Source organism: Rhizobium sp. IY2, from assembly GCF_047532935.1.
Taxonomy (GTDB): domain Bacteria; phylum Pseudomonadota; class Alphaproteobacteria; order Rhizobiales; family Rhizobiaceae; genus Rhizobium; species Rhizobium anhuiense.
The window spans coordinates 1-21,800 of the sequence record NZ_JBLKNU010000008.1 but is presented as its reverse complement, the minus strand read 5'-3'; the positions used below and the strand labels follow the sequence as shown (position 1 = coordinate 21,800).

Annotated in this window: 24 protein-coding genes; 15 read left to right on the top strand and 9 right to left on the bottom strand. The window is 60.4% G+C overall.

Annotated elements, in window-relative coordinates; all coding sequences use genetic code 11:
* Positions 1-48 precede the first annotated feature (48 nt).
* From ACMUVN_RS22375 to ACMUVN_RS22355, 5 genes are all read right to left on the bottom strand, one after another.
* Positions 49-1,020: an ABC transporter ATP-binding protein gene (locus ACMUVN_RS22375; RefSeq protein ID WP_414815454.1), complete on the bottom strand. Its 972-nt coding sequence runs from the start codon at positions 1,018-1,020 to the stop codon at positions 49-51.
* Positions 1,021-1,036: 16 nt separating this feature from the next.
* Positions 1,037-1,162: a hypothetical protein gene (locus tag ACMUVN_RS22370; RefSeq protein WP_280949747.1), complete on the bottom strand. Its 126-nt coding sequence runs from the start codon at positions 1,160-1,162 to the stop codon at positions 1,037-1,039.
* 15 nt (positions 1,163-1,177) lie between these two features.
* Positions 1,178-1,900, bottom strand: coding sequence for a CBS domain-containing protein (locus tag ACMUVN_RS22365; RefSeq protein WP_414815453.1), 723 nt, complete (start codon positions 1,898-1,900; stop codon positions 1,178-1,180).
* A 243-nt stretch (positions 1,901-2,143) separates the two neighbouring features.
* A complete protein-coding gene (adhP, locus tag ACMUVN_RS22360) occupies positions 2,144-3,217 on the bottom strand; it encodes an alcohol dehydrogenase AdhP (protein WP_063473409.1) in 1,074 nt (357 codons plus the stop codon).
* Between the two features lie 268 nt (positions 3,218-3,485).
* Positions 3,486-4,211 (bottom strand): response regulator, encoded by a 726-nt coding sequence (locus tag ACMUVN_RS22355; protein WP_028757964.1) that lies wholly within the window; start codon positions 4,209-4,211, stop codon positions 3,486-3,488.
* A gap of 127 nt (positions 4,212-4,338) precedes the next feature.
* On the opposite strand from ACMUVN_RS22355, the gene ACMUVN_RS22350 reads away from it, so the two are divergent.
* On the top strand, positions 4,339-5,091 hold the full coding sequence (locus tag ACMUVN_RS22350) for a Crp/Fnr family transcriptional regulator (RefSeq protein ID WP_028757963.1): 753 nt from the start codon (positions 4,339-4,341) through the stop codon (positions 5,089-5,091).
* Between the two features lie 61 nt (positions 5,092-5,152).
* Here the strand turns inward: ACMUVN_RS22350 and ACMUVN_RS22345 are convergent, their stop codons facing one another.
* Positions 5,153-5,554, bottom strand: a complete 402-nt coding sequence (locus ACMUVN_RS22345; protein ID WP_245294518.1) for a hypothetical protein — start codon at positions 5,552-5,554, stop codon at positions 5,153-5,155.
* A 289-nt stretch (positions 5,555-5,843) separates the two neighbouring features.
* Here ACMUVN_RS22345 and hemN point away from each other — a divergent pair, with 289 nt between their 5' ends.
* Both hemN and ACMUVN_RS22335 read left to right on the top strand, forming a co-directional pair.
* Positions 5,844-7,196, top strand: coding sequence for an oxygen-independent coproporphyrinogen III oxidase (gene hemN / locus ACMUVN_RS22340; protein ID WP_414815452.1), 1,353 nt, complete (start codon positions 5,844-5,846; stop codon positions 7,194-7,196).
* 67 nt (positions 7,197-7,263) lie between these two features.
* A complete protein-coding gene (locus ACMUVN_RS22335; protein ID WP_414815451.1) occupies positions 7,264-7,755 on the top strand; it encodes a hypothetical protein in 492 nt (163 codons plus the stop codon).
* 109 nt (positions 7,756-7,864) lie between these two features.
* On the opposite strand, the gene ACMUVN_RS22330 is transcribed toward ACMUVN_RS22335, so the two are convergent.
* The 3 genes from ACMUVN_RS22330 to ACMUVN_RS22320 form a co-directional block, all read right to left on the bottom strand.
* The gene (locus tag ACMUVN_RS22330) at positions 7,865-8,323 is read right to left on the bottom strand and encodes a pseudoazurin (RefSeq protein ID WP_063473412.1); all 459 of its coding nucleotides are present in this window, start codon (positions 8,321-8,323) and stop codon (positions 7,865-7,867) included.
* A gap of 158 nt (positions 8,324-8,481) precedes the next feature.
* A complete protein-coding gene (locus tag ACMUVN_RS22325) occupies positions 8,482-10,407 on the bottom strand; it encodes a PAS domain S-box protein (RefSeq protein ID WP_063473413.1) in 1,926 nt (641 codons plus the stop codon).
* Between the two features lie 27 nt (positions 10,408-10,434).
* On the bottom strand, positions 10,435-11,166 hold the full coding sequence (locus ACMUVN_RS22320; protein ID WP_063473418.1) for a Crp/Fnr family transcriptional regulator: 732 nt from the start codon (positions 11,164-11,166) through the stop codon (positions 10,435-10,437).
* Positions 11,167-11,394: 228 nt separating this feature from the next.
* Between ACMUVN_RS22320 and ccoN the strand changes: the two genes are divergently transcribed.
* From ccoN to ACMUVN_RS22260, 12 genes are all read left to right on the top strand, one after another.
* On the top strand, positions 11,395-13,017 hold the full coding sequence (gene ccoN, locus ACMUVN_RS22315; RefSeq protein WP_097544496.1) for a cytochrome-c oxidase, cbb3-type subunit I: 1,623 nt from the start codon (positions 11,395-11,397) through the stop codon (positions 13,015-13,017).
* Between the two features lie 8 nt (positions 13,018-13,025).
* Positions 13,026-13,760 (top strand): cytochrome-c oxidase, cbb3-type subunit II, encoded by a 735-nt coding sequence (gene ccoO / locus ACMUVN_RS22310; protein ID WP_028757956.1) that lies wholly within the window; start codon positions 13,026-13,028, stop codon positions 13,758-13,760.
* An 8-nt stretch (positions 13,761-13,768) separates the two neighbouring features.
* Positions 13,769-13,921: a CcoQ/FixQ family Cbb3-type cytochrome c oxidase assembly chaperone gene (locus ACMUVN_RS22305; protein ID WP_017969139.1), complete on the top strand. Its 153-nt coding sequence runs from the start codon at positions 13,769-13,771 to the stop codon at positions 13,919-13,921.
* A 1-nt stretch (position 13,922) separates the two neighbouring features.
* Entirely contained in the window at positions 13,923-14,786 is an 864-nt protein-coding gene (gene ccoP / locus ACMUVN_RS22300) for a cytochrome-c oxidase, cbb3-type subunit III (RefSeq protein WP_028757955.1), read from the top strand.
* Between the two features lie 11 nt (positions 14,787-14,797).
* Positions 14,798-14,983, top strand: coding sequence for a hypothetical protein (locus ACMUVN_RS22295; protein WP_028757954.1), 186 nt, complete (start codon positions 14,798-14,800; stop codon positions 14,981-14,983).
* Positions 14,984-15,157: 174 nt separating this feature from the next.
* The gene (gene ccoG, locus ACMUVN_RS22290; RefSeq protein ID WP_414815450.1) at positions 15,158-16,726 is read left to right on the top strand and encodes a cytochrome c oxidase accessory protein CcoG; all 1,569 of its coding nucleotides are present in this window, start codon (positions 15,158-15,160) and stop codon (positions 16,724-16,726) included.
* Positions 16,723-17,208, top strand: a complete 486-nt coding sequence (locus ACMUVN_RS22285; RefSeq protein ID WP_414815449.1) for a FixH family protein — start codon at positions 16,723-16,725, stop codon at positions 17,206-17,208. Before ccoG ends, ACMUVN_RS22285 begins: the two co-directional genes overlap by 4 nt.
* Complete coding sequence (locus ACMUVN_RS22280) at positions 17,205-19,487, top strand: cation-translocating P-type ATPase (protein ID WP_127431368.1); 2,283 nt, start codon at positions 17,205-17,207, stop codon at positions 19,485-19,487. The genes ACMUVN_RS22285 and ACMUVN_RS22280 overlap by 4 nt, the downstream gene beginning before the upstream one ends.
* Complete coding sequence (gene ccoS, locus ACMUVN_RS22275) at positions 19,484-19,642, top strand: cbb3-type cytochrome oxidase assembly protein CcoS (protein WP_028757950.1); 159 nt, start codon at positions 19,484-19,486, stop codon at positions 19,640-19,642. Before ACMUVN_RS22280 ends, ccoS begins: the two co-directional genes overlap by 4 nt.
* A 33-nt stretch (positions 19,643-19,675) precedes the next feature.
* The gene (locus ACMUVN_RS22270; RefSeq protein ID WP_127431367.1) at positions 19,676-20,347 is read left to right on the top strand and encodes a Crp/Fnr family transcriptional regulator; all 672 of its coding nucleotides are present in this window, start codon (positions 19,676-19,678) and stop codon (positions 20,345-20,347) included.
* A gap of 101 nt (positions 20,348-20,448) precedes the next feature.
* Positions 20,449-21,531, top strand: a complete 1,083-nt coding sequence (ccmI, locus tag ACMUVN_RS22265) for a c-type cytochrome biogenesis protein CcmI (protein WP_414815448.1) — start codon at positions 20,449-20,451, stop codon at positions 21,529-21,531.
* Positions 21,528-21,800, top strand: a 273-nt coding sequence (locus ACMUVN_RS22260; protein WP_414815447.1) for a cytochrome c maturation protein CcmE, incomplete at its 3' end; no start/stop codon positions are given. The genes ccmI and ACMUVN_RS22260, both read left to right, overlap by 4 nt.

Below are 21,800 nucleotides of genomic sequence, written 5' to 3'. Positions count from 1 at the left end.
GAAGGCGGAGGACACCCGAACAGGCAACCTTGTCCGCGATTCAAGCCTTTAGCGCGTCAGCGCCGGCACTTCGTCCCTGGAGACGCCTTCGCCCCGCAAAGTGGTGGCGGCATCGCTCGCATCGCGGATCAGGGCGTATTTGACCTGAGTGACTTTGAGGTCGCGGTACCAGTCAACCAGTTCTCCCCAGGGATCAGTGATCTTGGACAGACCGGAGATGAAGGCGACGACGGTTCCTATCTCGGTCTTGCCGGTGACGACATAATAGCCCCCGAGCGCGAAGATGCCGACATAGCCGACCTGCGTCATCAGATTCATCAGAAAATTCATGGTGAACTTGATCCGGTAGATGCTCATATTGGTCGAGAAGAGCCGCTGCACCCGGCCGCTCTGGGCATCGAGAGCATCGCTGGTGACGACGTGCCGAACCATGCCCTCGCTGACGTGTCGCATCACCGTGATCTTGGTCTCGACCCGGCGGTTGATCGCCATTTGCATCAGCGGCACGAAGCCGATCTGCGGCAAGAAGACGACGGCGACGGCAAGCGCCATCAGCGGCTGCAGGTAGATCATGTAACCGCCAACCGCAATCAGGATGCCGGCCTGCAGGAGGGGCTCCGAAACGCTGGTGCCGACGAAGCCGCCGACGGGTTCCGCCTCGGCCAGGACGATCGAAAGCTGGACACCTTCGGCGAGCGCATCGACGGGAGATTCGCGAGAGCACTCGGATGCGGCGAGCACGCCCATGCGAAGCCAGCGGATCGCGACCTCGCCGATCCATCCGCGATAGAGGTTCAGCGCCAGCTTTGTCAGACCTTCCAGCAGGGTGAGGCCGAGGTAAGCGAAAACAAGAATCAGGATGGCCTGGTAGGAAGCGCCCCCAGTGGCCGCGTTGATGATGCGCCTTTGCACCTCAAGCGGCGCCGTACCGGCGAGGAAGAGGAGGATCGAAAGGGCGGCGATCGCGATCTGATGATGGCGACCCATGAGGAGCACGAAACCGAACAGGTTTTTCGGCATTTGACGTCCTGACCCCTCACCCTTCCGATGCGACGACGAGTTTTTCCATGTCGGGAACGAGAAGTACGAACGGTGCCGACGTTGCAAGCATCGAGGTGGCCAGCAGCTGCGCCATGCGAACGTTGGGAGCCGGGTGTTCCATGATCTTCCCTCGAATTCAGGCCTGTCTGGCTTCGCTCTCCGGCGGCGGGATTGCGACGCCGTAATAGGGATCGATCCAGACGAGTTGGTCCTTGATCGACGTCACGCCCGGAACATTCTCGACCGCGACTTTCGCGGCGAGACGTTCGCGTTCGTCGAAGATGGTGCCGTTCAACTCGGCAACGCCGTTCGTCACCCGGCAATGGATGAAGCCATTGCGGCTCCAGCTCTGCCGGGCAAGCTCGGCGTCGATCGCCGCCTGGATCTGCGCATCGTTTGCGGAAACGGCGGCGGCCGGCAGGGCCTGCGAGAGTGCGCGCAGCAGGTCGGAGCGGGCAACGATGCCGACGAGCCTGCCATTGGCGACGACGGGCAGACGCTTGATATCCTGGCGCTCCATCAGCCTGACGGCGTCGGAAATCGAGGCGGTTGGCGCGATCGCGCTGACCGGGGCGGTCATCACTTCCTCGACCCGTCGCCCGTGCGCGCGGACATATTCGTCGGCGATCTTGCCGGGGCTGGTCAGCCATTCGAGCAGCCAGGAACGCTTGCGCTCCGTGTTCAGTTCACTGCGGCGCAGGAAATCGCCTTCGCTGACGATGCCGACGAGCGCTCCGTTCGCATCAACGACCGGCAGGCCGCTGATCCTGTTGTCGAGCATTAACTTCGCGGCGTCGGCAACGGAACAGGATGCCGTTACGGTGATCGGCGGTGAGGTCATGATGGCTTGAACGAGCATTTTCAACTCCTGACAAAGACAGGTTTGGGATCATGCTGGAGGCGCTCTGAAGCTTTCGAACGCGTCGGCATTTGCCGACGAAACCAGTGGAACGAAGGTAACTGCGATGAAAGCGAAATGCTTTGATCAGCGTCAAAATCAAAAAGGCAAGGAAAACGGTGCGGGCAGATGAACAGGGTATTGGGCGACGCGCCGCCTGTGTCCCCGCCGCTTCGGCCGGCGGGAACGCTGCGCAGCGGCCGGCTATGCCGCGGACTGCCCCGGAGTTGCGACTGCGCTCGCCTGTCCGGCGATGTCGAGCACCATGCGCCCCTCGATCGTTCCCGCCTTCAGCCCGTCAAAGATGTCGTTGATGTCATCGAGCGGCGCGGTGGCGATCTCGGCTCGGACGCGACCTTCTGCGGCGAAGGCGAGCGCTTCATCGAGGTCGCGGCGTGTCCCGACGATCGAACCACGCACGGTGATGCGCTTCAGCACCACGTCGAAGATCGGTGTCGGGAAATTGCCCGGCGGCAGGCCGACAAGACTAATGGTGCCTTTGCGGCGTACCATACTGAGGGCCTGCGAGAAGGCGGGCGGCGAGACGGCGGTGACAAGCACGCCATGCGCTCCGCCGCTCGTCACCTTCAGCACTTTCTCGATCGTGTCTTCGGAAAGCGCATTGAGTGCGAGATCGGCGCCTACCTGGCGGGCAAGGTCGAGCTTGGCGGCGGCGACGTCGAGCGCAACCACCTTGAGGCCCATCGCCTTGGCATATTGGATCGCGACGTGGCCCAGCCCGCCGATCCCCGATATCGCCACCCACTCACCTGGGCGCGCCTCGGTTTCCTTCAAGCCCTTATACGTCGTGACACCGGCGCAGAGGATCGGCGCAATCTCGGCGAAGTCGACATTTTTGGGAAGGCGGGCGGCGAAGGCGGCGGAGGCGATGACATATTCGGCAAAGCCGCCGTTGCAGCTGTAGCCGGTATTGTGTTGGTGTTCGCAGAGCGTTTCCCAGCCGGTTTCGCAATATTCGCAGCGAAGGCAGGCATCGTGCAACCAGGCGACGCCGACGGCATCGCCTTCCTTGAAATCAGTGACACCGGGACCGAGGGCAGTCACGATGCCCGCTGCCTCATGGCCTGGAATGAAGGGCGGCGTCGGCTTGACAGGCCAGTCACCTTCGGCTGCGTGCAGATCGGTATGGCAGACGCCGCATGCGACGACCTTCACCAGAATTTCGCCCGGCCCGGGCACAGGCACCGGCACGCATTCGATTGCGAGCGGTTTGCCGAATTCGCGCACCACTGCGGCCTTCATCAATTTGTTCGTCATGATCTCATCCCTTCGCGATGTTTGTTCGGCGGGGATGATGAAGGCGGCGCCCGGCGGCGCATTGATTCATCGCAAAGCGATTCTTGACGACGTTCATGGCACATTGCGCACGTCGGCTTGATCTCGTCTCTTGCGATATGTCGAGGAGTGCGGGCCGGAGTCATCCTATCCCGTGCGCAAAAACATCTGACGATGCAACTGCTTCACGAAACCATCGGCGGACGACGACGGAAGTGGCCGCCGCAAGCATCACCATGTCCTGAACTCGTCAATCCAGCCTGGCAGTAAAGACGTAACCGACGCCGCGTACGGCCTTGATGAATTGCGGTCTCTTCGGATCTGTTTCGATCTTGCGGCGCAGCCGGACGATCTGGGCATCGATCGTCCGGTCGAAGGCTTCGAGGTTTCGGCCCCGGGTCAGATCCATCAGCACGTCACGGGTTAGCACCCGGCCGGCATGCCGCACGAAGGTTGCCAGCATGTCGAATTCGCCGGTCGTCAACTCGATCTCCGCGCCGTCGGGATCGAGAAGCTGCCGGCGGCTGAGATTGAGCTTCCAATCCTCGAAACCGATGATCTCCTCGCTGACCGGCTCGGCATTGCGTGCCGAAGATTGCCGGCGGCGCAGGATCGACTTCAACCGTGCGTGGACTTCTCTGAGATGGAAGGGTTTGGCGATGTAATCGTCGGCGCCGACTTCCAGACCGACGATCCGGTCGACGACGTCGTCGCGGCCCGTCAGCATCATGATCGGAACATCGGATTGGGCGCGAATTTCGCGGGCAAGATCAAGCCCGTCCGTGCCGCCGGGAAGGACAAGGTCAAGCAGGATGGCATCGAAACTCTGCTGACGCAGGCGTACCCGCATCTCGATGCCGTCAGAAGCGGAAGAGACGGTGTAACCCTCGCCCTCGAAATAGCGCGTCAGCATCTGACGAATGCGCGGATCGTCGTCAACGACGAGAAGATGCGCGTCATGCTGAAGTGTTGCCATCGCCCATCCGTCAAGCCGCTGCTTGTTACAGACTGTTACCCAATGGCACCGTCTTTAACACGCGTGGCATCAGCGTGTCACCAGCGTCGGGTTAGTTGTCCTCATCGACAGCACAGAGGGAACGGTCATGCTGCAGACAACCAATTTTCATCACGCGCTGGAAATCGCCAATGCGGTGCTTCTCGGCTCCGAACAGAGCTGCCTGCAGGCGCTTTTCAACAAGCAGCCGGTCGAACGTCTGGCAGCCGGGGAATCGCTGTTCTTCGAGGGCGACGCCGCCAAACACCTCTTCGAAGTGGTGGAAGGAAACCTGCGCATCTTCAGGATCATCTCCGATGGCCGCCGGGTCATCACCGGCTTTCTGCAAGCTGGCGACATCGTCGGCGTGTCTTTGAAGAACCACTATCTCTACAGCGCCGAAGCCATCACCGACACCAGGGTCCGCCGCCTCTCGCGCAAGGCTTTCGAGGCCGAAGTCGGCAACTCGCCGGCGCTGCGGCCAGAGGTCTTTGCCCGCCTTCGCGACGAGATGGCCGCCGCCCAGAACCAGATGGTGCTGCTGTCCTGCAAGAACGCCGAGGAGCGGGTCTGCAGCTTCCTGCTGAAGCAGCTTCATCGTGACCCGGGCCATAGCCGGTCCAATGCCATTGTCGAGCTGCCGATGACCCGGCTCGACATTGCCGACTATCTCGGCCTGACGATCGAAACCGTGTCGCGAATGATGACGAAGCTGGCGAACAAAGGGATCCTGGTATCGGCCGGCCGTCATTGCGTTCGCATCGTGAAATATGGAATGCTGGTGCAACTCTCCGGCGACGATGACGAATATGATGGCGACGAACGCGGCTTGCTCGCTTACGCTGGAAGGCAACGCCAATGATCCTGAAATGACGAAAGTGCCGGAATGAAACTTCCGGAATGCCGAGCGGCGCGGCGCAAATTTATGCGACGCGCTTTGACGACGCTGCGTCCGGCGGCATCGAGCGATGTGCAGTCAGTATCCCCGCCATTTCGGACGATTGCCACGCGCGGCGCCATCTGCGGACATCATTTGCAGTGATCATGACCACGTCACCGCCGGCCTCCTTTGAACCGAGGCCGCTCGCCGCGATTTCGCAGAACGCGTCGACATATTGAAGGAAACGGACTTCGGTTGCGCGAGGTGGCGAGGCTACGGAGAGCAGCGCGCGCCTGGAGACAATGACGGTTTTCATGTCTGCGCCGAAACGCACATCGATGCGCCCAGACTTATCTCGCGCATTCAGGCTTGCTGTGACGACATCGTGCGGCACTTTCATCTCCTTTGAGCCGGCATCTCCGTTGAGCAGGAGCCTGCGTTGCATGAACTGCTGCCGGCCAGTGGTGCTCCCTCTCAAGGTACGAGATCAGCACAAAGACACTTTGACCTCGGTCAACTCCACATCATTTGCCGTGCGGCAACTCATGGAACTTGGGGGCATGACGGCGTGTGTCGGAACGCGTTGCCCGCGAGCGGATGGATCAGCGGGCCGACTTTGACGCCGAGCTGAGATGGGCGACGATTTCACCAGTGGACGCCAACATTGACCTAGAACAAGGAAGATCGCGCGCTTTGACGTCATAAACCATTCTGTTTTGTCAAAGGATGCGACAATGTCCGACTGTCTGGTCGCCAAGTATGGCGACGCGCGGTTCCCGCGCTACACGAGCTATCCAACGGCGCCAGCCTTTTCAGCCACGGTGGGGCCGGATGAATATGCGAGGGGACTCGCCAACATCGCAAAAGCCGGACCCGTCTCCGTCTATCTCCACGTCCCATTCTGCCGCTCGATGTGCTGGTACTGCGGTTGTCACACGAGCATCACCCGGCAGGATGGTCCGGTTCGCGAATACCTGGATGTCATGAGCCAGGAGATCGAGCTTGTATCCTTCGCGGCCGGAAACGACGTCCCCGTCAAGAACGTTCATTTCGGTGGCGGCACCCCCACGATTATGAAGCCGCAGGAGTTTGCCGCAATCATGGCCAAGCTGCGGAGCGCCTTCCGGTTTGAGGCAGATGCGAGCATCGCGGTTGAAATCGATCCACGCACATTGGCTGCTCCAATGATCGAGGCGCTCGGTGAAAGCGGTGTCGATCGCGCAAGCCTCGGCGTTCAGAGCTTCGACCCGATCGTGCAAGCCGCGATCAACCGAACACAATCCTTCGAACAGACGGAGATTGCGGTCAGCGGGCTACGCTCCGTGGGCATCTCCAGTATCAACTTCGATTTGATCTACGGCCTTCCGAACCAGACCGTGCAATCCTGCATCGACACCGTCAGACTGGCCGCGCAGCTGCGTCCGGAGCGTTTCGCCGTTTTCGGTTATGCGCACATACCGACCTTCAAGAAGCACCAGCGCCTCATAGATGAAGCGTCGCTTCCGGATGCAAAACAGCGAAACGAGCAGGCCGAAGCCATCGCGGAAGAGCTTGCGAAGGCCGGATATGCGCGCATCGGGCTCGATCATTTTGCGCTGCCGGACGATCAACTCGCGATCGCTGCGCGCAACGGCACGATGAGAAGGAATTTCCAAGGTTACACGACGGATGACTGCGATACGCTGATCGGCCTCGGTGCTTCGGCGATCGGGCGGCTGCCGATCGGCTATGTCCAGAACCATGTGCCATTGGGGCTATATCAGGAGCGGGTTGCTTCCGGCATCCTGCCGACAGCCAAGGGATATCTTCTCACCGAGGAGGATAAGCTCCGGGCCAAAATAATCGAACGGCTTATGTGTGATTTCGAAGTCGATCTCGCAGGATTGAGCAAAGAGTCGGGTTTTGACATCGAATTCCTCATCGACCGAAACGATCGGCTCAGTGAGCTTGTCGCCGATGGCGTCGCGGCGATTTGCGGAGATCGGATTGTCGTGTCTCAAGACGCACGGTTCATGGTCCGCGCCGTTGCCGCGGCATTCGACGCCTATTTCGGTTCGCACGGACGCACGCACAGCAAGGCCGCTTGAGCGAGAAACCAGCCCTTGCTCGGCGCGCTGCCATGGCCCGCCAGCTTGTTGCTGCAGAGGTAATAGGATGAAGAACCCAATCCCGGACAGTTTCGGAGAACTCGAGAGCTGCTATGAGCAGCTTATGTCGTGGTGCGACGTGCTGCAGGCAATTGCCGACTTTCTGCCTTGCCATATCGATGAAGGCCTCTGCCGCCGTCTTTCACGCGGTCTGATCCCGCTATTGCTGACGACTCACCGGCTCGAAGAGCACTTGGTCTCGTCTGCGCTCGGACTGATCATGGAGGTCGAGGAGCTGTCCGATGCGAGGGAACACCGGCAAGCCGGTCGCCTATTCGATCATGATGCGGCTCAACACCTCGTCTTCACGCTGGAAACCCTGAGCGAGGGGCGCTGCCGGCTCTCCTGGGAAGCCGTAGGATATCAGCTGCGTTCGTTCTGCTGTTCGATGCGCCGGCATATCAAGTCGGAGCGGGAGATCATCAGGTTGCTTCAACGGGCAATGAAGGACGAACCGCCGTCGCGTCCCGATGCAGCTGCGCAAACGGAGGCGGCCTGAGCAATGCGACGCTGCCGCGAGCTGCCGTGCCGATAATCGCGAAGCAGCACGCGCTGAATGGGACGGTGCGGGACGGCGCGCAAGCGTGCCGTCCGCACCTGTCGGTCAATCACTGGGTGATCTGAGCCGGGGTGATCTGCGCGAGGTCGGCATCCAGCCTCTTGCGCGCCATGTTCGGCACCTTGGCGATCTTGATCGCGTCAAGGTTGGCCGGGTTGTCGCCGACCTGGATCAATGCAACCATGCCCATGCCCACATGCGGCGTGCACTTCAGGACATATGCGCCCGGAATATCGAACTTCGCCTGATACTGCTCGCTCGGCCTGGATTTGAACTCGGGAACGCCATCGGGAATGAGACCCTTGAACGTCTCGACGTTGTGGCTCTTGTCCGTGGGAATGAACGTGACAGTATCGCCCGGAGCGATCTTCAGGAAGCCGGGCTCAAACACCATCGCGCCGTCCGCGCCCTTGTTCAGCATCTGAACCTGGTGGTCAGCAGCCATCAACGGTGCAGCCGAAGCGATCAAGGCTGCCGTTGCAGCGATCAGACCGAATTTCAAACGCATTTGCATATCTCCTGTTCTCCGAGGTCCGGTTCGGCCTCGCGGACGTTTTTTAAGACATGCAGGACGCCGGTTCTTTGATGCGGGTCAAACGCGGGAGAAACCACACGCACCGCGCGGGCGAAGGCGCAAGAGCGGGTGAGCTGCACCGCCGACAGATGTCACCTTGCGTCGAGAAGTTCGCGGATCCTCAACGCCAGCTCCTTGGCGGTATAGGGTTTGCGCAGCCACCGGGCGCCCGGAACCGTATCATTGCCCGCGAGACCCGGTTCGGAATATCCCGACGTGAAGAGCACGGCAATGTCCGGCCGTAAAATACGCACCTCTCTTGCGAGCTCGTCACCCGTCATCCCGCCCGGCATCACGATGTCGGTAAAAAGCAGCGCGACGTCAGTGTTTTCCTTGAGGAGATCGAGCGCGCGGTGACCGTTTTCGGCTTCGCGCACCGTATAGCCCATCGAGGCGAGCCTGGCGACGGCTACGCGGCGAACACGGGCGTCATCTTCGACGACGAGCACGACTTCGTCCCCTTGCGGCAGTTGGCTCTCACCCGCGCCATGGTCCGGTGCCGCCTCTTGAGGCTTCCCGCCATTGGTTGCGGGGAGATATATCCGGACTGTCGTGCCGCGCCCCACCTCACTGTAAATCTGCAGATGCCCACCCGATTGCTTGACGAAGCCGTAGACCATGCTCAGTCCGAGACCTGTGCCCGAGCCGACTTCCTTTGTCGTGAAAAATGGCTCAATCGCATGCTTCCTGACCTCCTCCGTCATGCCGGAACCGGTATCCGTCATCGTGACCAGCACGAAATTGCCGCTGCGTAGCTCCGGATACATTTTCGCATAGTCGGCATCGAGATAGACGCGCGAGATCGTCGTCGTCAGACTGCCGCCCCTGGGCATGGCGTCCCTTGCGTTCAAAGCGATGTTCAGAATGGCATTCTGGAGCTGCGAGCTGTCCACAAGGACGTTCAGGCCAGATCCATCGATGACGGTCGACAACCTGATATTTTCGCCGAGCGTTCGACGGAGCAGATCCGAGAAGCCGCTCACAACTTGACCAAGATCGGCGTGCTTCGGATTCAACGGCTGTCGGCGACCGAAAGCGAGCAGTTGAGCCGTGAGAACAGCTCCGTCCTCCGCCGCGGCCTGAGCCTCTCCCAGGATTTCACGAAGGTTGCCGGGCGGCAGTTTGTCCTCGATCATTTCGAGATTGCCGCTGATGACGGTGAGGAGGTTGTTGAAGTCGTGCGCGATGCCTCCGGTCAACTGCCCGACAGCTTCCATCTTCTGTGACTGGCGAAGATCTTCCTCGATTTTGTAACGGCTGGTGAGATCGCGGATAAAACCGGTGAATATCCGCTCTCCGTTTGCCGTCGCTTCGCCGACGTGGAGTTCCATCGGAAATTGCGAACCGTCGGCCCGCTGACCGGTGACGACACGCCCGTAGCCGATGATACGTTTCTCGCCCGTATCGATATAGTGGTCGATGTAGCCGTCGTGGGCATCGCGATAGGGGTTCGGCATCAGGTTGCTGACATTGCGGCCGCAAATTTGATCGGAAGACATTCCAAACAGCTTCTCGGCAGCCTTGCTGAACGAAAGCACCATTCCCTTGTCATCGATCACCACCATGGCATCCGGCACGGTGTCCAGGATCGAGCTCAGATGCGCTTCGCGGGATTTGACTACCTCTTGCGCTCGCTTCAACGCGCTGACGTCGCTGTTTGTCTGGATGACGGCAAGATCGCCATCCGGCAAATTGACCAGCACGCAACGAGAGGCAACATGAATCTCGTGCCCGCTCTTGTGACGATGAATGATTTCACCCTGCCAGAAGCCGCGCGACTTCAGTTGGTTGCGGATGTTTTCCACCGGTTCGGGGAACTGCGTCGCCAGCAATTCGTGCACCTCCTCCCCGACCGCTTCCTCTCTTGCCCAGCCATACATGTTCTCGCAGCCAATGGACCAATGCGTGACAGTTCCCTCAAAACGATGGATCAGGATGTCGGCTCCGTCCAGCACGTGCACCATGGCATCCAGTTCCTGGGACGATACGGTTCGCGGTGATATGAGGCGGTGAGGCATGAACGTCGATCCTGCGGCTTCGTTACGTCAGTGCAAGCTGACCCTATGACAGGATTTCTCCGAAAAATCATCAGCGTCGCCGGACAACTGCTTAAGAAGGGCGCGATTGACGATTCGCAAATCATGCCTGCCCTCTGGAGCGACGACGTTTCGCGATGCAAGTTTGGTGAGGGTGCGAGACACGGTTTCAATGGTCAAACCGAGATGGTCTGCAATGTCCTGCCGGTTCATGGGGACGCGCAGCAGGCTCTGCCGCGCCTGGGGATTGCGGCGGGATACAAGCTTCGCGATGAAACTGCACAGGCGCTCTTCTGCATTCTTCTTCGAGAGCAGTACCATCTGTTCGTGTGCGGCAGCCGTCTCCTGGCAGAGCAGGGAAATGTATGCGGTGTGAAGAGCATCCGACCGGGCGACTTCGTCGTGGAAGCTTTTCCGGGATACGCGGCGAATCCGGCATTCGGTCACGGCTTCCGCGGTGAAGAGGAAATCGCGTTGCAGCGATGCACCGATCAGGTCGCCGGCGAAGCAAAACGCGGTTATCACACGGCGGCCCTCCCCGACGATGCGATAGAGACGAACAACCCCCTCCACGACCTGGAAGAGATGTTTCGCCTCGTCGCCCTCCCAGCAGATGGCTCTCCCGGCGGAGATGGACTCCATTGCGGAGGAGAGGAAGAGCGCGGACAAAGATCGACCGGCATAGATCGTTTCGTTCGTCATTTCGGCATGTTCGAACGCTTGGTTTTTCTGCATCAGCATCGTCGTGTCCCCCATTGTCAGGACATGTACTAGAACGCCCCTGCGTCACACCGGAATGAGCGGACGGTGCCAAAGGGTGAAAGTTTGTAACAGTTTGTAACTGCGGCGGTCCGCGCCGGTCTTACTGTCCGCTCGTTGATGTAGATCAAGGAGTAATTCGCAGCTTCGTGACAGTCCTGCCGAGAAAGCCGGCCGCGACGCGGTCGTCTGTGCACTGGGGACGACATCATGAATTACACAACGGAAACGATGGTGATCACGGTCGCGGCGTTTCTAGCGTTGCTAGGAGCCGCATTCGCCCATGATCATCTCTTTGCGATCCATATGGGCATACTTTGCCTCTGCCTCGTCATCGGCGCTTTGCTGCTGGTCAGGAACGTGGACTTTTCACCGGCAGGCCAGCAACGCAAAGTCGACATATCCGGCTATTTCGACGAAGTGGTGCGTTATGGCTTGATCGCCACGGTGTTCTGGGGCGTGGTCGGCTTCCTGGTGGGCGTGATCGTCGCGCTGCAACTGGCCTTTCCCGACCTCAACATTGCGCCTTATCTCAATTTCGGAAGGCTGCGGCCGGTTCACACGTCGGCGGTTATCTTCGCCTTCGGTGGCAACGCCCTCATCATGACGTCGTTTTATGTCGTGCAGCGCACCTGCCGCGCACGTCTTTTCGGCGGGAACCTCGCCTGGTTCGTATTCTGGGGTTACCAGCTTTTTATCGTGATGGCTGCGACCGGATATGTCCTCGGAATCACCCAAGCCCGCGAATATGCCGAACCCGAATGGTACGTCGACCTCTGGCTGACCATCGTTTGGGTCGCCTATCTCGCCGTGTATCTTGGGACGATCCTCAAGCGCAAAGAGCCGCACATCTACGTGGCAAACTGGTTCTATCTCGGCTTCATCGTCACCATCGCGATGCTGCATGTGGTCAACAACCTGGCGGTTCCGGCGTCGTTTCTCGGCTCCAAAAGCTATTCCGCCTTCTCGGGCGTACAGGACGCGCTGACCCAATGGTGGTACGGCCACAACGCCGTCGGCTTCTTCCTCACCGCCGGCTTCCTGGGCATGATGTACTACTTCGTGCCGAAGCAGGCCAACCGACCCGTCTATTCATACCGGCTTTCGATCATCCACTTCTGGGCACTGATCTTCATGTACATCTGGGCCGGGCCTCATCATCTGCATTACACGGCACTGCCCGACTGGGCCCAGACACTCGGCATGGTTTTCTCGGTGATGCTCTGGATGCCCTCCTGGGGCGGCATGATCAACGGTCTCATGACCCTTTCGGGCGCCTGGGACAAAATCCGCACCGATCCGATCATCCGCATGATGATCGTCGCCATCGCCTTTTACGGGATGTCGACCTTCGAAGGTCCGATGATGTCGGTGAAGACAGTCAATTCGCTCAGCCATTACACAGAATGGACGATCGGTCATGTGCATTCCGGCGCGCTCGGCTGGGTGGGAATGATCACCTTCGGCGCGATCTATTATCTGACGCCGAAGCTATGGGGACGCGAGCGCCTCTACAGCCCGCGGATGGTCAACTGGCACTTCTGGCTCGCAACCCTCGGAATCGTCATCTACGCCGCCGTGCTTTGGGTTGCCGGCATCCAGCAGGGGCTGATGTGGCGCGAGTACAATTCCCAGGGCTTCCTCGTCTATTCCTTCGCGGAGACGGTCGCGGCCATGTTCCCCTACTACGTGCTGCGCGCGGTGGGCGGAACGCTTTACCTGGCGGGTGGTCTCGTCATGGCCTGGAACGTGTTCATGACGATCCGCGGCCGCGTGCGTGACGAAGCTGCGATCCCAACCACTTTCGTGCCCCAAGCACAGCCTGCCGAGTGAGGTGAGACATGGCATCGATACTTGATAAACATAAGATTCTCGAGAAGAACGCGACGCTTCTTCTCGTCGGCTCGCTGCTCGTCGTGAGCATCGGCGGCATCGTCGAAATCGCACCGCTGTTCTACCTGCAGAACACGATTGAAAAGGTGGAAGGCATGCGGCCGTATACGCCGCTCGAGCTGGCCGGACGAAACATCTACATCCGCGAAGGCTGCTACCTCTGCCACAGCCAGATGATCAGACCGTTCCGCGACGAGGTGGAACGCTACGGCCATTACTCGCTCGCGGCCGAGTCCATGTACGATCATCCTTTCCAATGGGGATCCAAACGAACCGGGCCGGATCTGGCCCGCGTCGGCGGACGCTATTCCAACGAATGGCATGTCCAGCATCTCGCCGATCCCCGGGCAGTGGTGCCGGAGTCGATCATGCCGAGTTACGCCTTCCTCAAAGAGCAGAGGGTGACGGTCAAGGACGTGGGAATGGACCTGAAGGCCAACGAGGACGTGGGCGTACCTTATAACGACGACATGCTGGCGAATGCGGAAGCCGACATGAAGGCCCAAGCCGATCCGAACGCAGATACGACGGCCCTGCTTGCCCGCTATCCGAAGGCGAAGACCGGCGATTTCGACGGCGATCCCGCTGCGCTGACCGAGATGGATGCCTTAGTGGCCTACCTGCAGATGCTCGGAACGTTGGTCGATTTCTCGACCTACGACGATGCGACCGGCTACCGGTGAGGTGATCCATGGAAACCTACACTGCAATGAGACACTTCGCCGACAGCTGGGGCCTTTTGGCAATGGCGGCATTCTTCGTCGGCGTGGTTGTGTTCACCCTTCGCCCAGGCAGCAAGCAGACGGCGAAAGAGGCCGCCGATATTCCCTTGAAGGATGATTGAGATGTCGGAAAAACATATCGATGAATTTAGCGGCGTCGAAACGACCGGACATGAATGGGACGGCATCCGCGAACTCAACAATCCGATGCCCCGCTGGTGGGTGTGGACCTTCTACGCCACCATTGTCTGGGCGTTGGGCTATGCGATCGCATATCCCGCGATCCCGATGATTACCGACGCTACGAAGGGCATGCTCGGTTTTTCCAGCCGCGCCGAACTGCAGCAGAACCTGGACCAGGCCAAGGCATCGCAAATGCAATTTCATGATCTGATCGCCGCCAAGACGGTACAGGAAATCGATTCCGATTCTGCCCTTCGCGAATTCGCAATCGCCGGCGGCGCGTCAGCATTCAAGGTGAATTGTGCGCCATGCCACGGCTCGGGAGCAAGCGGCGGTCCTGGATTTCCGAACCTCAACGACGACGATTGGCTGTGGGGCGGAGACCTGGATGCCATCCAGACGACGATCGCGCATGGGATTCGCTTCGACGGGGATACGGACACTCATGCTTCCGAGATGCCGCCCTTTGTCGATGTTCTGGATCCCATCCAGACAAGGCAGGTCGCGGCTTACGTCTGGGGGCTGACCAATACACCGTCGGACCCCGGTCTCGCAGAGGCGGGAAAACAGGTCTTCGTCGACAACTGTGCCGCATGTCACGGCGAGGATGCCAAAGGAAAAGCCGAAATGGGCGCGCCGGATCTCGCTGATGCGATCTGGCTGAAGGCCCGCGGCGAGGATGCGATCATCCGCCAGGTCGCTTCTCCGAAGCATGGCGTCATGCCCGCCTGGGCAGGGCGCCTCGGCGATACGACGGTCAAGGAACTGACGATCTTCGTGCATTCGCTTGGCGGCGGAACGTAAGGAGCAGAGCTATGGCGGCTCACGGCCACAATCCGATCCTCGATCTCTACGGCACGCCGCGCGCAGCGATACGATCACGTGTGTCGGCGCGCGCCAAGGCCCTGCCGCCACCGTCCGATCAGGATGATCCGGCAAAGATCGGCAGTTCGATCATCAGTTTGACCTGCCTCAAAGACCACGAGCAGACAAGCCGCTAGCTGCAGACTTGTCGAGGACGTCCCAGCGGTGTTCGTTCCCCGCGGTTCCTCCAGGCCACGCCCTCTCTCCAGGGCGTGGCCTTTTCCATTGGCGGGAAGACCTTCGTCTTGATCTGTATCAAGGAAAGGATGCGCGGCGGATGGGACAAGGTCGGGTGAAATCGGATAGGTCCCATGAACCTCTACACTGCACCAGATCCCGACAGCATCGAACGGCTCAGCGTCGAGCCGGTCAACGCCCGTCGCAATCGGCAGCCTCTCTATGCACCTCGGAAGAAGGTTTTTCCCAAGCGTGCAGAGGGGCGATTCCGTCGATTCAAATGGATCGTCATGCTGGTCACGCTCGGCATCTACTATCTCGCGCCATGGATTCGCTGGGATCGCGGTCCTTACGCGCCTGACCAGGCAATCCTCATCGACCTTTCCTCACGACGCTTCTTCTTTTTCTTCATCGAAATCTGGCCTCAGGAATTTTATTATGTGGCTGGTCTCCTCGTCATGGCGGGGTTCGGCCTGTTTCTCGTCACTTCCGCGGTCGGCCGCGCCTGGTGCGGCTACGCCTGTCCGCAGACCGTCTGGGTCGATCTCTTTCTCGTCGTCGAACGCGCGATCGAAGGCGATCGAAACGCGCGAATGAAGCTTGACGCCGCTCCCATGAGCTTTGCCAAGCTGAGGAAGCGTGTCGTCAAACATTCGATCTGGCTGCTGATCGGCGTAGCCACGGGCGGAGCGTGGATTTTTTATTTTGCCGACGCGCCGAGCCTGCTTGTTTCGCTATTCACTGGCCGCGCTCCTGCAGCCGCCTACGCCACGGTCGCCGTCCTTACTGCGACGACCTATGTGCTCGGCGGCCTCATGCGCGAGCAGGTTTGCACCTATATGTGCCCGTGGCCACGCATCCAGGGTGCGATGCTCGACGAGAATTCTCTCGTCGTCACCTATCATGACTGGCGGGGCGAGCAGCGGTCGCGTCACGCGAAAAAGGCGCAAGCCAAAGGCTTGCCGGTGGGCGATTGCGTCGATTGCAATGCCTGCGTGGCGGTGTGCCCGATGGGTATCGACATTCGCGACGGACAGCAGATGGAGTGCATCACATGCGCGCTCTGCATCGACGCCTGCGACGGTGTCATGGACAAACTCGGAAAGCCTCGCGGCCTGATTGCCTATGCCACGCTGAGCGAATACGCGGGCAACATGTCACTGGCGACCGACGAAGGGCGAACGGCCGTCCAGCCGTCTAGGGTTCGAAACGAGGATGGAAGCTTCGTCCCGGCGATCCGGCACTTCAACTGGCGCATCGTCTTTCGTCCGAGAATCGTCTTTTACGCGGTCGCCTGGGCATCGGTCGGCGTGGCCATGCTCGTCCACGTCGCCTTTCGCGAGCGCCTTGAACTCAACGTCGTTCACGACCGAAACCCCCAATATGTTCTGGAAAGCGACGGCTCACTGCGGAATGGCTACACGCTTCGGATCCTGAACATGGTGCCGACGCCGCGGGATGTGAACATAAGCCTGGTCGGGCTGGAGGGGGCGACGATGCGTATTCCCGAGTTCGGCAAGGAAGACGCTCGCCGCTTTACCGTCCATGCCGAACCGGACGCAGCCACGACGCTCAAGGTCTTCGTTACGCGCAAGCCCACCGGCGCCGCAATCAGTGAATTTCTGTTCGTGATCGAAGATACGGATCGCGCCGATCGGGCAACCTACCGGGCGGCGTTCAATGCACCGGGAGACACCAAATGAAGACCTCTGCCCAAGGTTTTACAGGCCTGCACATGCTGGTTGCGACCTCGACCTTCTTCGCTGTGGTGATCGCGGTGAATGTCACCATGGCCTTCTATGCCTCCTCCAGCTGGAGCGGTCTGGTCGTGGAAAATACCTATGTCGCCAGTCAGGAGTTCAACCGCAAAGCGGCGGCGATGAAGGCAATGGCGGCTTCCGGCGTCGCGGGCGATCTCTCCATAAGAGGGCATCAGATCCGCTACGACATTCACGACAAGAGCGGCGCGCCTGCGGCCGTCGACGACGTCGTGCTGAATTTCAAGCGACCCGTCGGAGATCACGAAGACTTCCACCTCACGCTCAGAAAAACAGCCGAGGGACGGTTCGAAGCAGATCACAACCTGGCCGAGGGTGACTGGATCGTGGAGGCCATCTCGCGAAACGACGGCTTGGTCGTCATGCATGAGGCCAAACGCATCGATACCAAGGCGTTGGACCGATGACCTGCTGCACCATGGACGCGGAAAGCGTGCTTGCTCTCAGCACGACGTCATCCAGTGCCGAAGAGGTCCGCCTTGCCAGCCAGCCGCTCGGCGGCGGACTGCGCCAGTTGGACTTGAGCGTTCCTGATATTCACTGCGGTGGCTGCATTTCGACCATAGAAGGGGCGTTGCTGACACTTCCTTTCGTCAAGACGGCGCGCGTCAATCTTACGGCTCGAAGGGTAACCTGCGTCTACCAGGAGGAGATGGAGACACATGCCGCCGATCCGTCCGAGATCCTCGCAGCGATCAACTCGGCCGGATATCGCGCGCATCTGTTTACCCCCTCGGCCGCCGAAAACGACAGAACCCGCAATCAGCTTCTCCTGGCGATCGGCGTTTCCGGCTTTGCGGCCGCCAACATCATGTTGCTTTCGGTATCGGTCTGGTCTGGCGCAGATGCCGCGACACGCGACATGTTTCATTGGATCTCGGCGATGATAGCAGCGCCCGCGCTGGTTTATGCCGGGCGTTTCTTCTTCAAATCGGCCTGGAATGCGCTCCGCCGCGGGCGCACCAACATGGACGTTCCGATCTCTCTCGCCGTGACGCTCTCCTATGCCGTTTCACTGTGGGAGACCATCCATCACGGTGAACATGCATGGTTCGACGCTTCGGTTTCGCTGCTCTTCTTCCTGCTGATCGGCAGGACCCTCGATCATATCATGCGGGAAAAGGCTCGGGCGGCGATCAACGGACTTGCAAGGCTGGCGCCGCGCGGGGCCTTGCTGATCAATCCGGACGGGTCCCGACGTTACATTGCGGTAGAAGAGATCGCGGTGGGAGATGAAATCTCGATAGCGGCAGGCGAAAGGGTTCCCGTCGATGGCGTAGTGGTCAGCGGAGAAAGCGACGTGGATCTCTCCATCGTCACCGGCGAGAGCAGCCCCGTCGCCGTCGCCAGTAACAGCGAGGTGAGTTCGGGCGCGATGAACCTGACCGGCTCGCTCGTCCTGCGCGCGACGCGCATTGCCAAGAATTCGCTTCTTTCGGAGATCATCGGCCTCATGGAAGCAGCCGAGGGCGGAAGAGCTCGCTATCGCAGGATCGCCGATCGCGCTGCGGCGCTCTATTCGCCGGCCGTGCATCTGTTGGCGCTGGTCTCGTTTCTTGCCTGGGGCTTCCTCGGCGGAGACTGGAAACAGGCAATGCTGGTCGCGGTAGCGGTCCTGATCATTACCTGCCCATGCGCATTGGGCCTTGCCGTGCCCGTGGTCCAGGTCGTCGCCGCGGGGGAGCTTTTCCGCAAGGGCATCATGGTGAAGGACGGTTCGGCACTCGAAAGACTGGCCGAGACCGACACTGTGGCCTTTGACAAAACGGGCACCTTGACGATGGGCAGGCTGCGCCTTGTCAGAATGGACGCCATGGAAGAGACCACAGCAATCGCCCGCGGATTGGCCGTGCATTCACGGCATCCTCTTTCTCAGGCTCTGCTGCGGGGCACCGAAACCGCCCCCATGTCCTTCGACAGCGTCACGGAGATCCCCGGCGGGGGACTGGAAGCCAGGAAAGGCGCTGACGTCTATCGACTGGGCAACACGGCATTTGCCTGCGGAACCAGCTGCGTGCCCCGCACCGCCGATAGTCCGTTCTCGGAAGTGGTCTTGTCGCAGAACGGCGTCGATCTTGCCCGTTTCTTCTTCGATGACACGCTTCGTCCGGGCGCTCGCGAGGCCATCGGCCAGCTCGACGCAGCCGGCCTTGAAACGCTGATCGTGTCCGGCGACCGTCAGATCGTCGTCGACAATACGGCGCATGCTCTGGGCATCGGCAGGGCTTTGGGCTCTCTGACGCCGAAACGGAAGGTCGATGAATGCCAGAGGCTGAACGGCGAAGGGCGTCGCGTGCTCATGGTTGGCGACGGGATCAACGACGCTCCTGCCCTTGCTGCGGCCCATGTCTCGATGGCGCCGGCCACGGCCTCCGATATCGGCAGACAGGCCGCCGACCTCGTTTTCTTCAACGATCGCCTCGACGCTGTGCCGGAAGCGATCGCCATTGCGCGAAGCTCCGCCAACCTCATCCGGCAGAACTTCGCTCTCGCCATCGGTTACAACGTCCTGGCGGTGCCGATTGCCATCGCTGGATTGGCGACGCCGCTCATAGCGGCGGTGGCAATGTCGACATCTTCGATCATCGTCGTGATGAACGCACTGCGCCTGAACGCGTTCGGCAAGCGTCCGGCTATGCAGATTCGGGGGCGGGTCGGCCGGAGTGCGGAGGTCAAGGCCGCATGAACATGTTGATCTATCTCATACCCATCGCACTGCTGATGGGAGGAATGGGACTGCTGGCATTTCTTTGGTCGCTGAAGAGCGGCCAGTATGACGATCTTCAAGGGGCCGCCTGGCGAATTCTCGCCGAGGACGAAACCGATCGAAGAAAACCCTAACCGCAACCGGGTCCAAACACGAAAGGAAGATGGATGCTTGCGAAAAATTCAGTCCTTCTGCAGTCCGACCTGTTCGCTGGTTTGGATCCGGCGACCGTGGAGCAATTCACCGCAACGGCTGAGGTTCGCACCTTCGCTGCTGACGAGAAGATCATAAGCGAGGGCCAGCAGGCATCATTCGTCTACTGCGTCACGAACGGGTTTGTCCGACTTTCAAAATCGGAATCCGCCGGGCGCGAGGCTGATATCTGCGTGTGCGAGCCGGGCGACACGTTTGGCGAATATCTTCTCTCAGGCGGCGGCTCCTATGCCTATAGCGCGTGGTCGGCCGACGGGGCCGAGGTCGCGCTGTTCGAGCTTGCGGAGTTGCAGGCATTTGCTGACCAACATCCGGTCATTCACCGGAACGTCATGCGCATCATGGTCAGGCATCTGCTCGGCGCGATGGATTGTATTGCCGGTGACCGGCTGCTCACGGCGGCGCAACGTGTGGCAAACTACCTGATGAGCCGCTGCCCCGCCTCGGCGTCCACCTCGCGGGTCGCGTTCCGCCTCCCTTACCGGAAGAGAATCCTGGCCGGCAAATTGGGTCTGGCGCCGGAAGCCCTGTCGCGAGCGTTTGCGACGCTCGCGGCATCGGGCGTCGAAGTCAGAGGCAAGGTCGTCCTGGTCGAAAGCGTCGACCTGCTTCGCGAAGCGTGCTGAACCCGAAAAATTGGGATGGAAGAGCTCGTCGTCGTTGACCGGAATCAATGTGCCGTCCCCCGGCCTCGGTATGTTCAAGCGCAAAAGGGCGTCTGGACGTTATGGTTATTTGGATTGTTTTCGCGGTCATCACGACTGCCATCATCGCCTCTCTTCTTCATCCACTTGCGTCAGGCCGTGTCCGGTTCAACGATGGTGCGGCCGCAGCCGGCCGGGTCTATCGGGATCAACTTCTCGAACTCGACAGGGAATTGCTGGCGAACGAAATCGGCTGCAACGAGTATGAATACGCGCGGGCTGAAACAGCGCGGCGCCTTTTTAAGGCAAGCGAGCAGAAGCAAGAAGAATGCCGCAGGTTGCCGCATCCGCACAGGTGGCTGAGGTTGGCGATCGCCGCGTTTCTGCCTTTGGCGAGCATTGGCCTCTATGGTCTTGCGGGTTCGCCCGACATGCCGTCGCTGCCGTTGCAAGCGCGATTGGAGGATCCTGGCCAGGACATTGCAATACTGGTCGCGAGAACCGAGCGCCACCTCGCGAGCCAGCCGGATGATGGCCGCGGATGGGATGTGATCGCTCCAATCTACCTCAGGGCCGGCCGGATCGCCGACGCGCGGTCGGCTTACCGCAATGCCCTGCGTCTGCTGGGCCCGGACATTCATCGCCTGGGTGGCCTTGCCGAAGCCCTGATGGCGGAGGCGCATGGTTCGGTGAACAAGGAGACGGTCGACGTCCTGCGACAGATCGTTCAGCTCGAACCTGAAAACCCGCGCGCCCTGTTCTACATCGCTCTCGGCATGGAGCAGGCGGGCCGTCCCGATGAGGCGCTGATGGCCTTTGCGGCACTTGCCAGGCTGTCGCCAGCGGACGCGCCGTGGCTGCCTCTCGTCAATCAGCACATCGCCGCCAATGGCGGAGTTCCGCTGATCGCCGCCGGGACTGCGGATCGACGTCAGGCGATCGAAGCCATGGTGACGGGCCTGGACGCAAAGCTTTCCGAAAGCCCGGACGACTTGAATGGCTGGCTCAGGCTCGTCCGCTCTTACGCCGTATTGAACGATAGGGATCGTGCCGCCGGCGCCCTGAAGCGCGGGCTTGCGGCCTTTCCGCCGGCCGGCGAACAGGGCCGGCAATTGCTGGCGCTTGCCCGGGAACTCGGCATAGCAACGGAAGGAATGGCGCAATGACGCGCAAGCAGAAGCGCCTGGCGGTGATCGCCGGCGGCATGGGCTTCATCGCCGCCGCCGTGCTGCTGGTCATGTTCGCCTTCAGCCAGTCGGTCGCCTATTTCTACATGCCGGCCGATCTGGCGAAGACGCCGGTGGCGCCGCAAACCCGCATCCGCCTCGGCGGCCTGGTCGGCGAGGGCAGCGTCGTGCGCGGCACCGGCTCGACCGTGGAATTTGCCGTCACCGACGCCAGCGCCAATGCCGTCAAGGTGAGATATACCGGCATC

Coding starts and splice junctions, on each gene's coding strand:
- ACMUVN_RS22375 (WP_414815454.1), bottom strand. CDS start 1,020: ATGCCGAAAAACCTGTTCGGTTTCGTGCTCCTCATGGGTCGCCATCAT.
- ACMUVN_RS22370 (WP_280949747.1), bottom strand. CDS start 1,162: ATGGAACACCCGGCTCCCAACGTTCGCATGGCGCAGCTGCTGGCCACC.
- ACMUVN_RS22365 (WP_414815453.1), bottom strand. CDS start 1,900: ATGCTCGTTCAAGCCATCATGACCTCACCGCCGATCACCGTAACGGCA.
- adhP (WP_063473409.1), bottom strand. CDS start 3,217: ATGACGAACAAATTGATGAAGGCCGCAGTGGTGCGCGAATTCGGCAAA.
- ACMUVN_RS22355 (WP_028757964.1), bottom strand. CDS start 4,211: ATGGCAACACTTCAGCATGACGCGCATCTTCTCGTCGTTGACGACGAT.
- ACMUVN_RS22350 (WP_028757963.1), top strand. CDS start 4,339: ATGCTGCAGACAACCAATTTTCATCACGCGCTGGAAATCGCCAATGCG.
- ACMUVN_RS22345 (WP_245294518.1), bottom strand. CDS start 5,554: ATGCAACGCAGGCTCCTGCTCAACGGAGATGCCGGCTCAAAGGAGATG.
- hemN (WP_414815452.1), top strand. CDS start 5,844: ATGTCCGACTGTCTGGTCGCCAAGTATGGCGACGCGCGGTTCCCGCGC.
- ACMUVN_RS22335 (WP_414815451.1), top strand. CDS start 7,264: ATGAAGAACCCAATCCCGGACAGTTTCGGAGAACTCGAGAGCTGCTAT.
- ACMUVN_RS22330 (WP_063473412.1), bottom strand. CDS start 8,323: ATGCGTTTGAAATTCGGTCTGATCGCTGCAACGGCAGCCTTGATCGCT.
- ACMUVN_RS22325 (WP_063473413.1), bottom strand. CDS start 10,407: ATGCCTCACCGCCTCATATCACCGCGAACCGTATCGTCCCAGGAACTG.
- ACMUVN_RS22320 (WP_063473418.1), bottom strand. CDS start 11,166: ATGCTGATGCAGAAAAACCAAGCGTTCGAACATGCCGAAATGACGAAC.
- ccoN (WP_097544496.1), top strand. CDS start 11,395: ATGAATTACACAACGGAAACGATGGTGATCACGGTCGCGGCGTTTCTA.
- ccoO (WP_028757956.1), top strand. CDS start 13,026: ATGGCATCGATACTTGATAAACATAAGATTCTCGAGAAGAACGCGACG.
- ACMUVN_RS22305 (WP_017969139.1), top strand. CDS start 13,769: ATGGAAACCTACACTGCAATGAGACACTTCGCCGACAGCTGGGGCCTT.
- ccoP (WP_028757955.1), top strand. CDS start 13,923: ATGTCGGAAAAACATATCGATGAATTTAGCGGCGTCGAAACGACCGGA.
- ACMUVN_RS22295 (WP_028757954.1), top strand. CDS start 14,798: ATGGCGGCTCACGGCCACAATCCGATCCTCGATCTCTACGGCACGCCG.
- ccoG (WP_414815450.1), top strand. CDS start 15,158: ATGAACCTCTACACTGCACCAGATCCCGACAGCATCGAACGGCTCAGC.
- ACMUVN_RS22285 (WP_414815449.1), top strand. CDS start 16,723: ATGAAGACCTCTGCCCAAGGTTTTACAGGCCTGCACATGCTGGTTGCG.
- ACMUVN_RS22280 (WP_127431368.1), top strand. CDS start 17,205: ATGACCTGCTGCACCATGGACGCGGAAAGCGTGCTTGCTCTCAGCACG.
- ccoS (WP_028757950.1), top strand. CDS start 19,484: ATGAACATGTTGATCTATCTCATACCCATCGCACTGCTGATGGGAGGA.
- ACMUVN_RS22270 (WP_127431367.1), top strand. CDS start 19,676: ATGCTTGCGAAAAATTCAGTCCTTCTGCAGTCCGACCTGTTCGCTGGT.
- ccmI (WP_414815448.1), top strand. CDS start 20,449: ATGGTTATTTGGATTGTTTTCGCGGTCATCACGACTGCCATCATCGCC.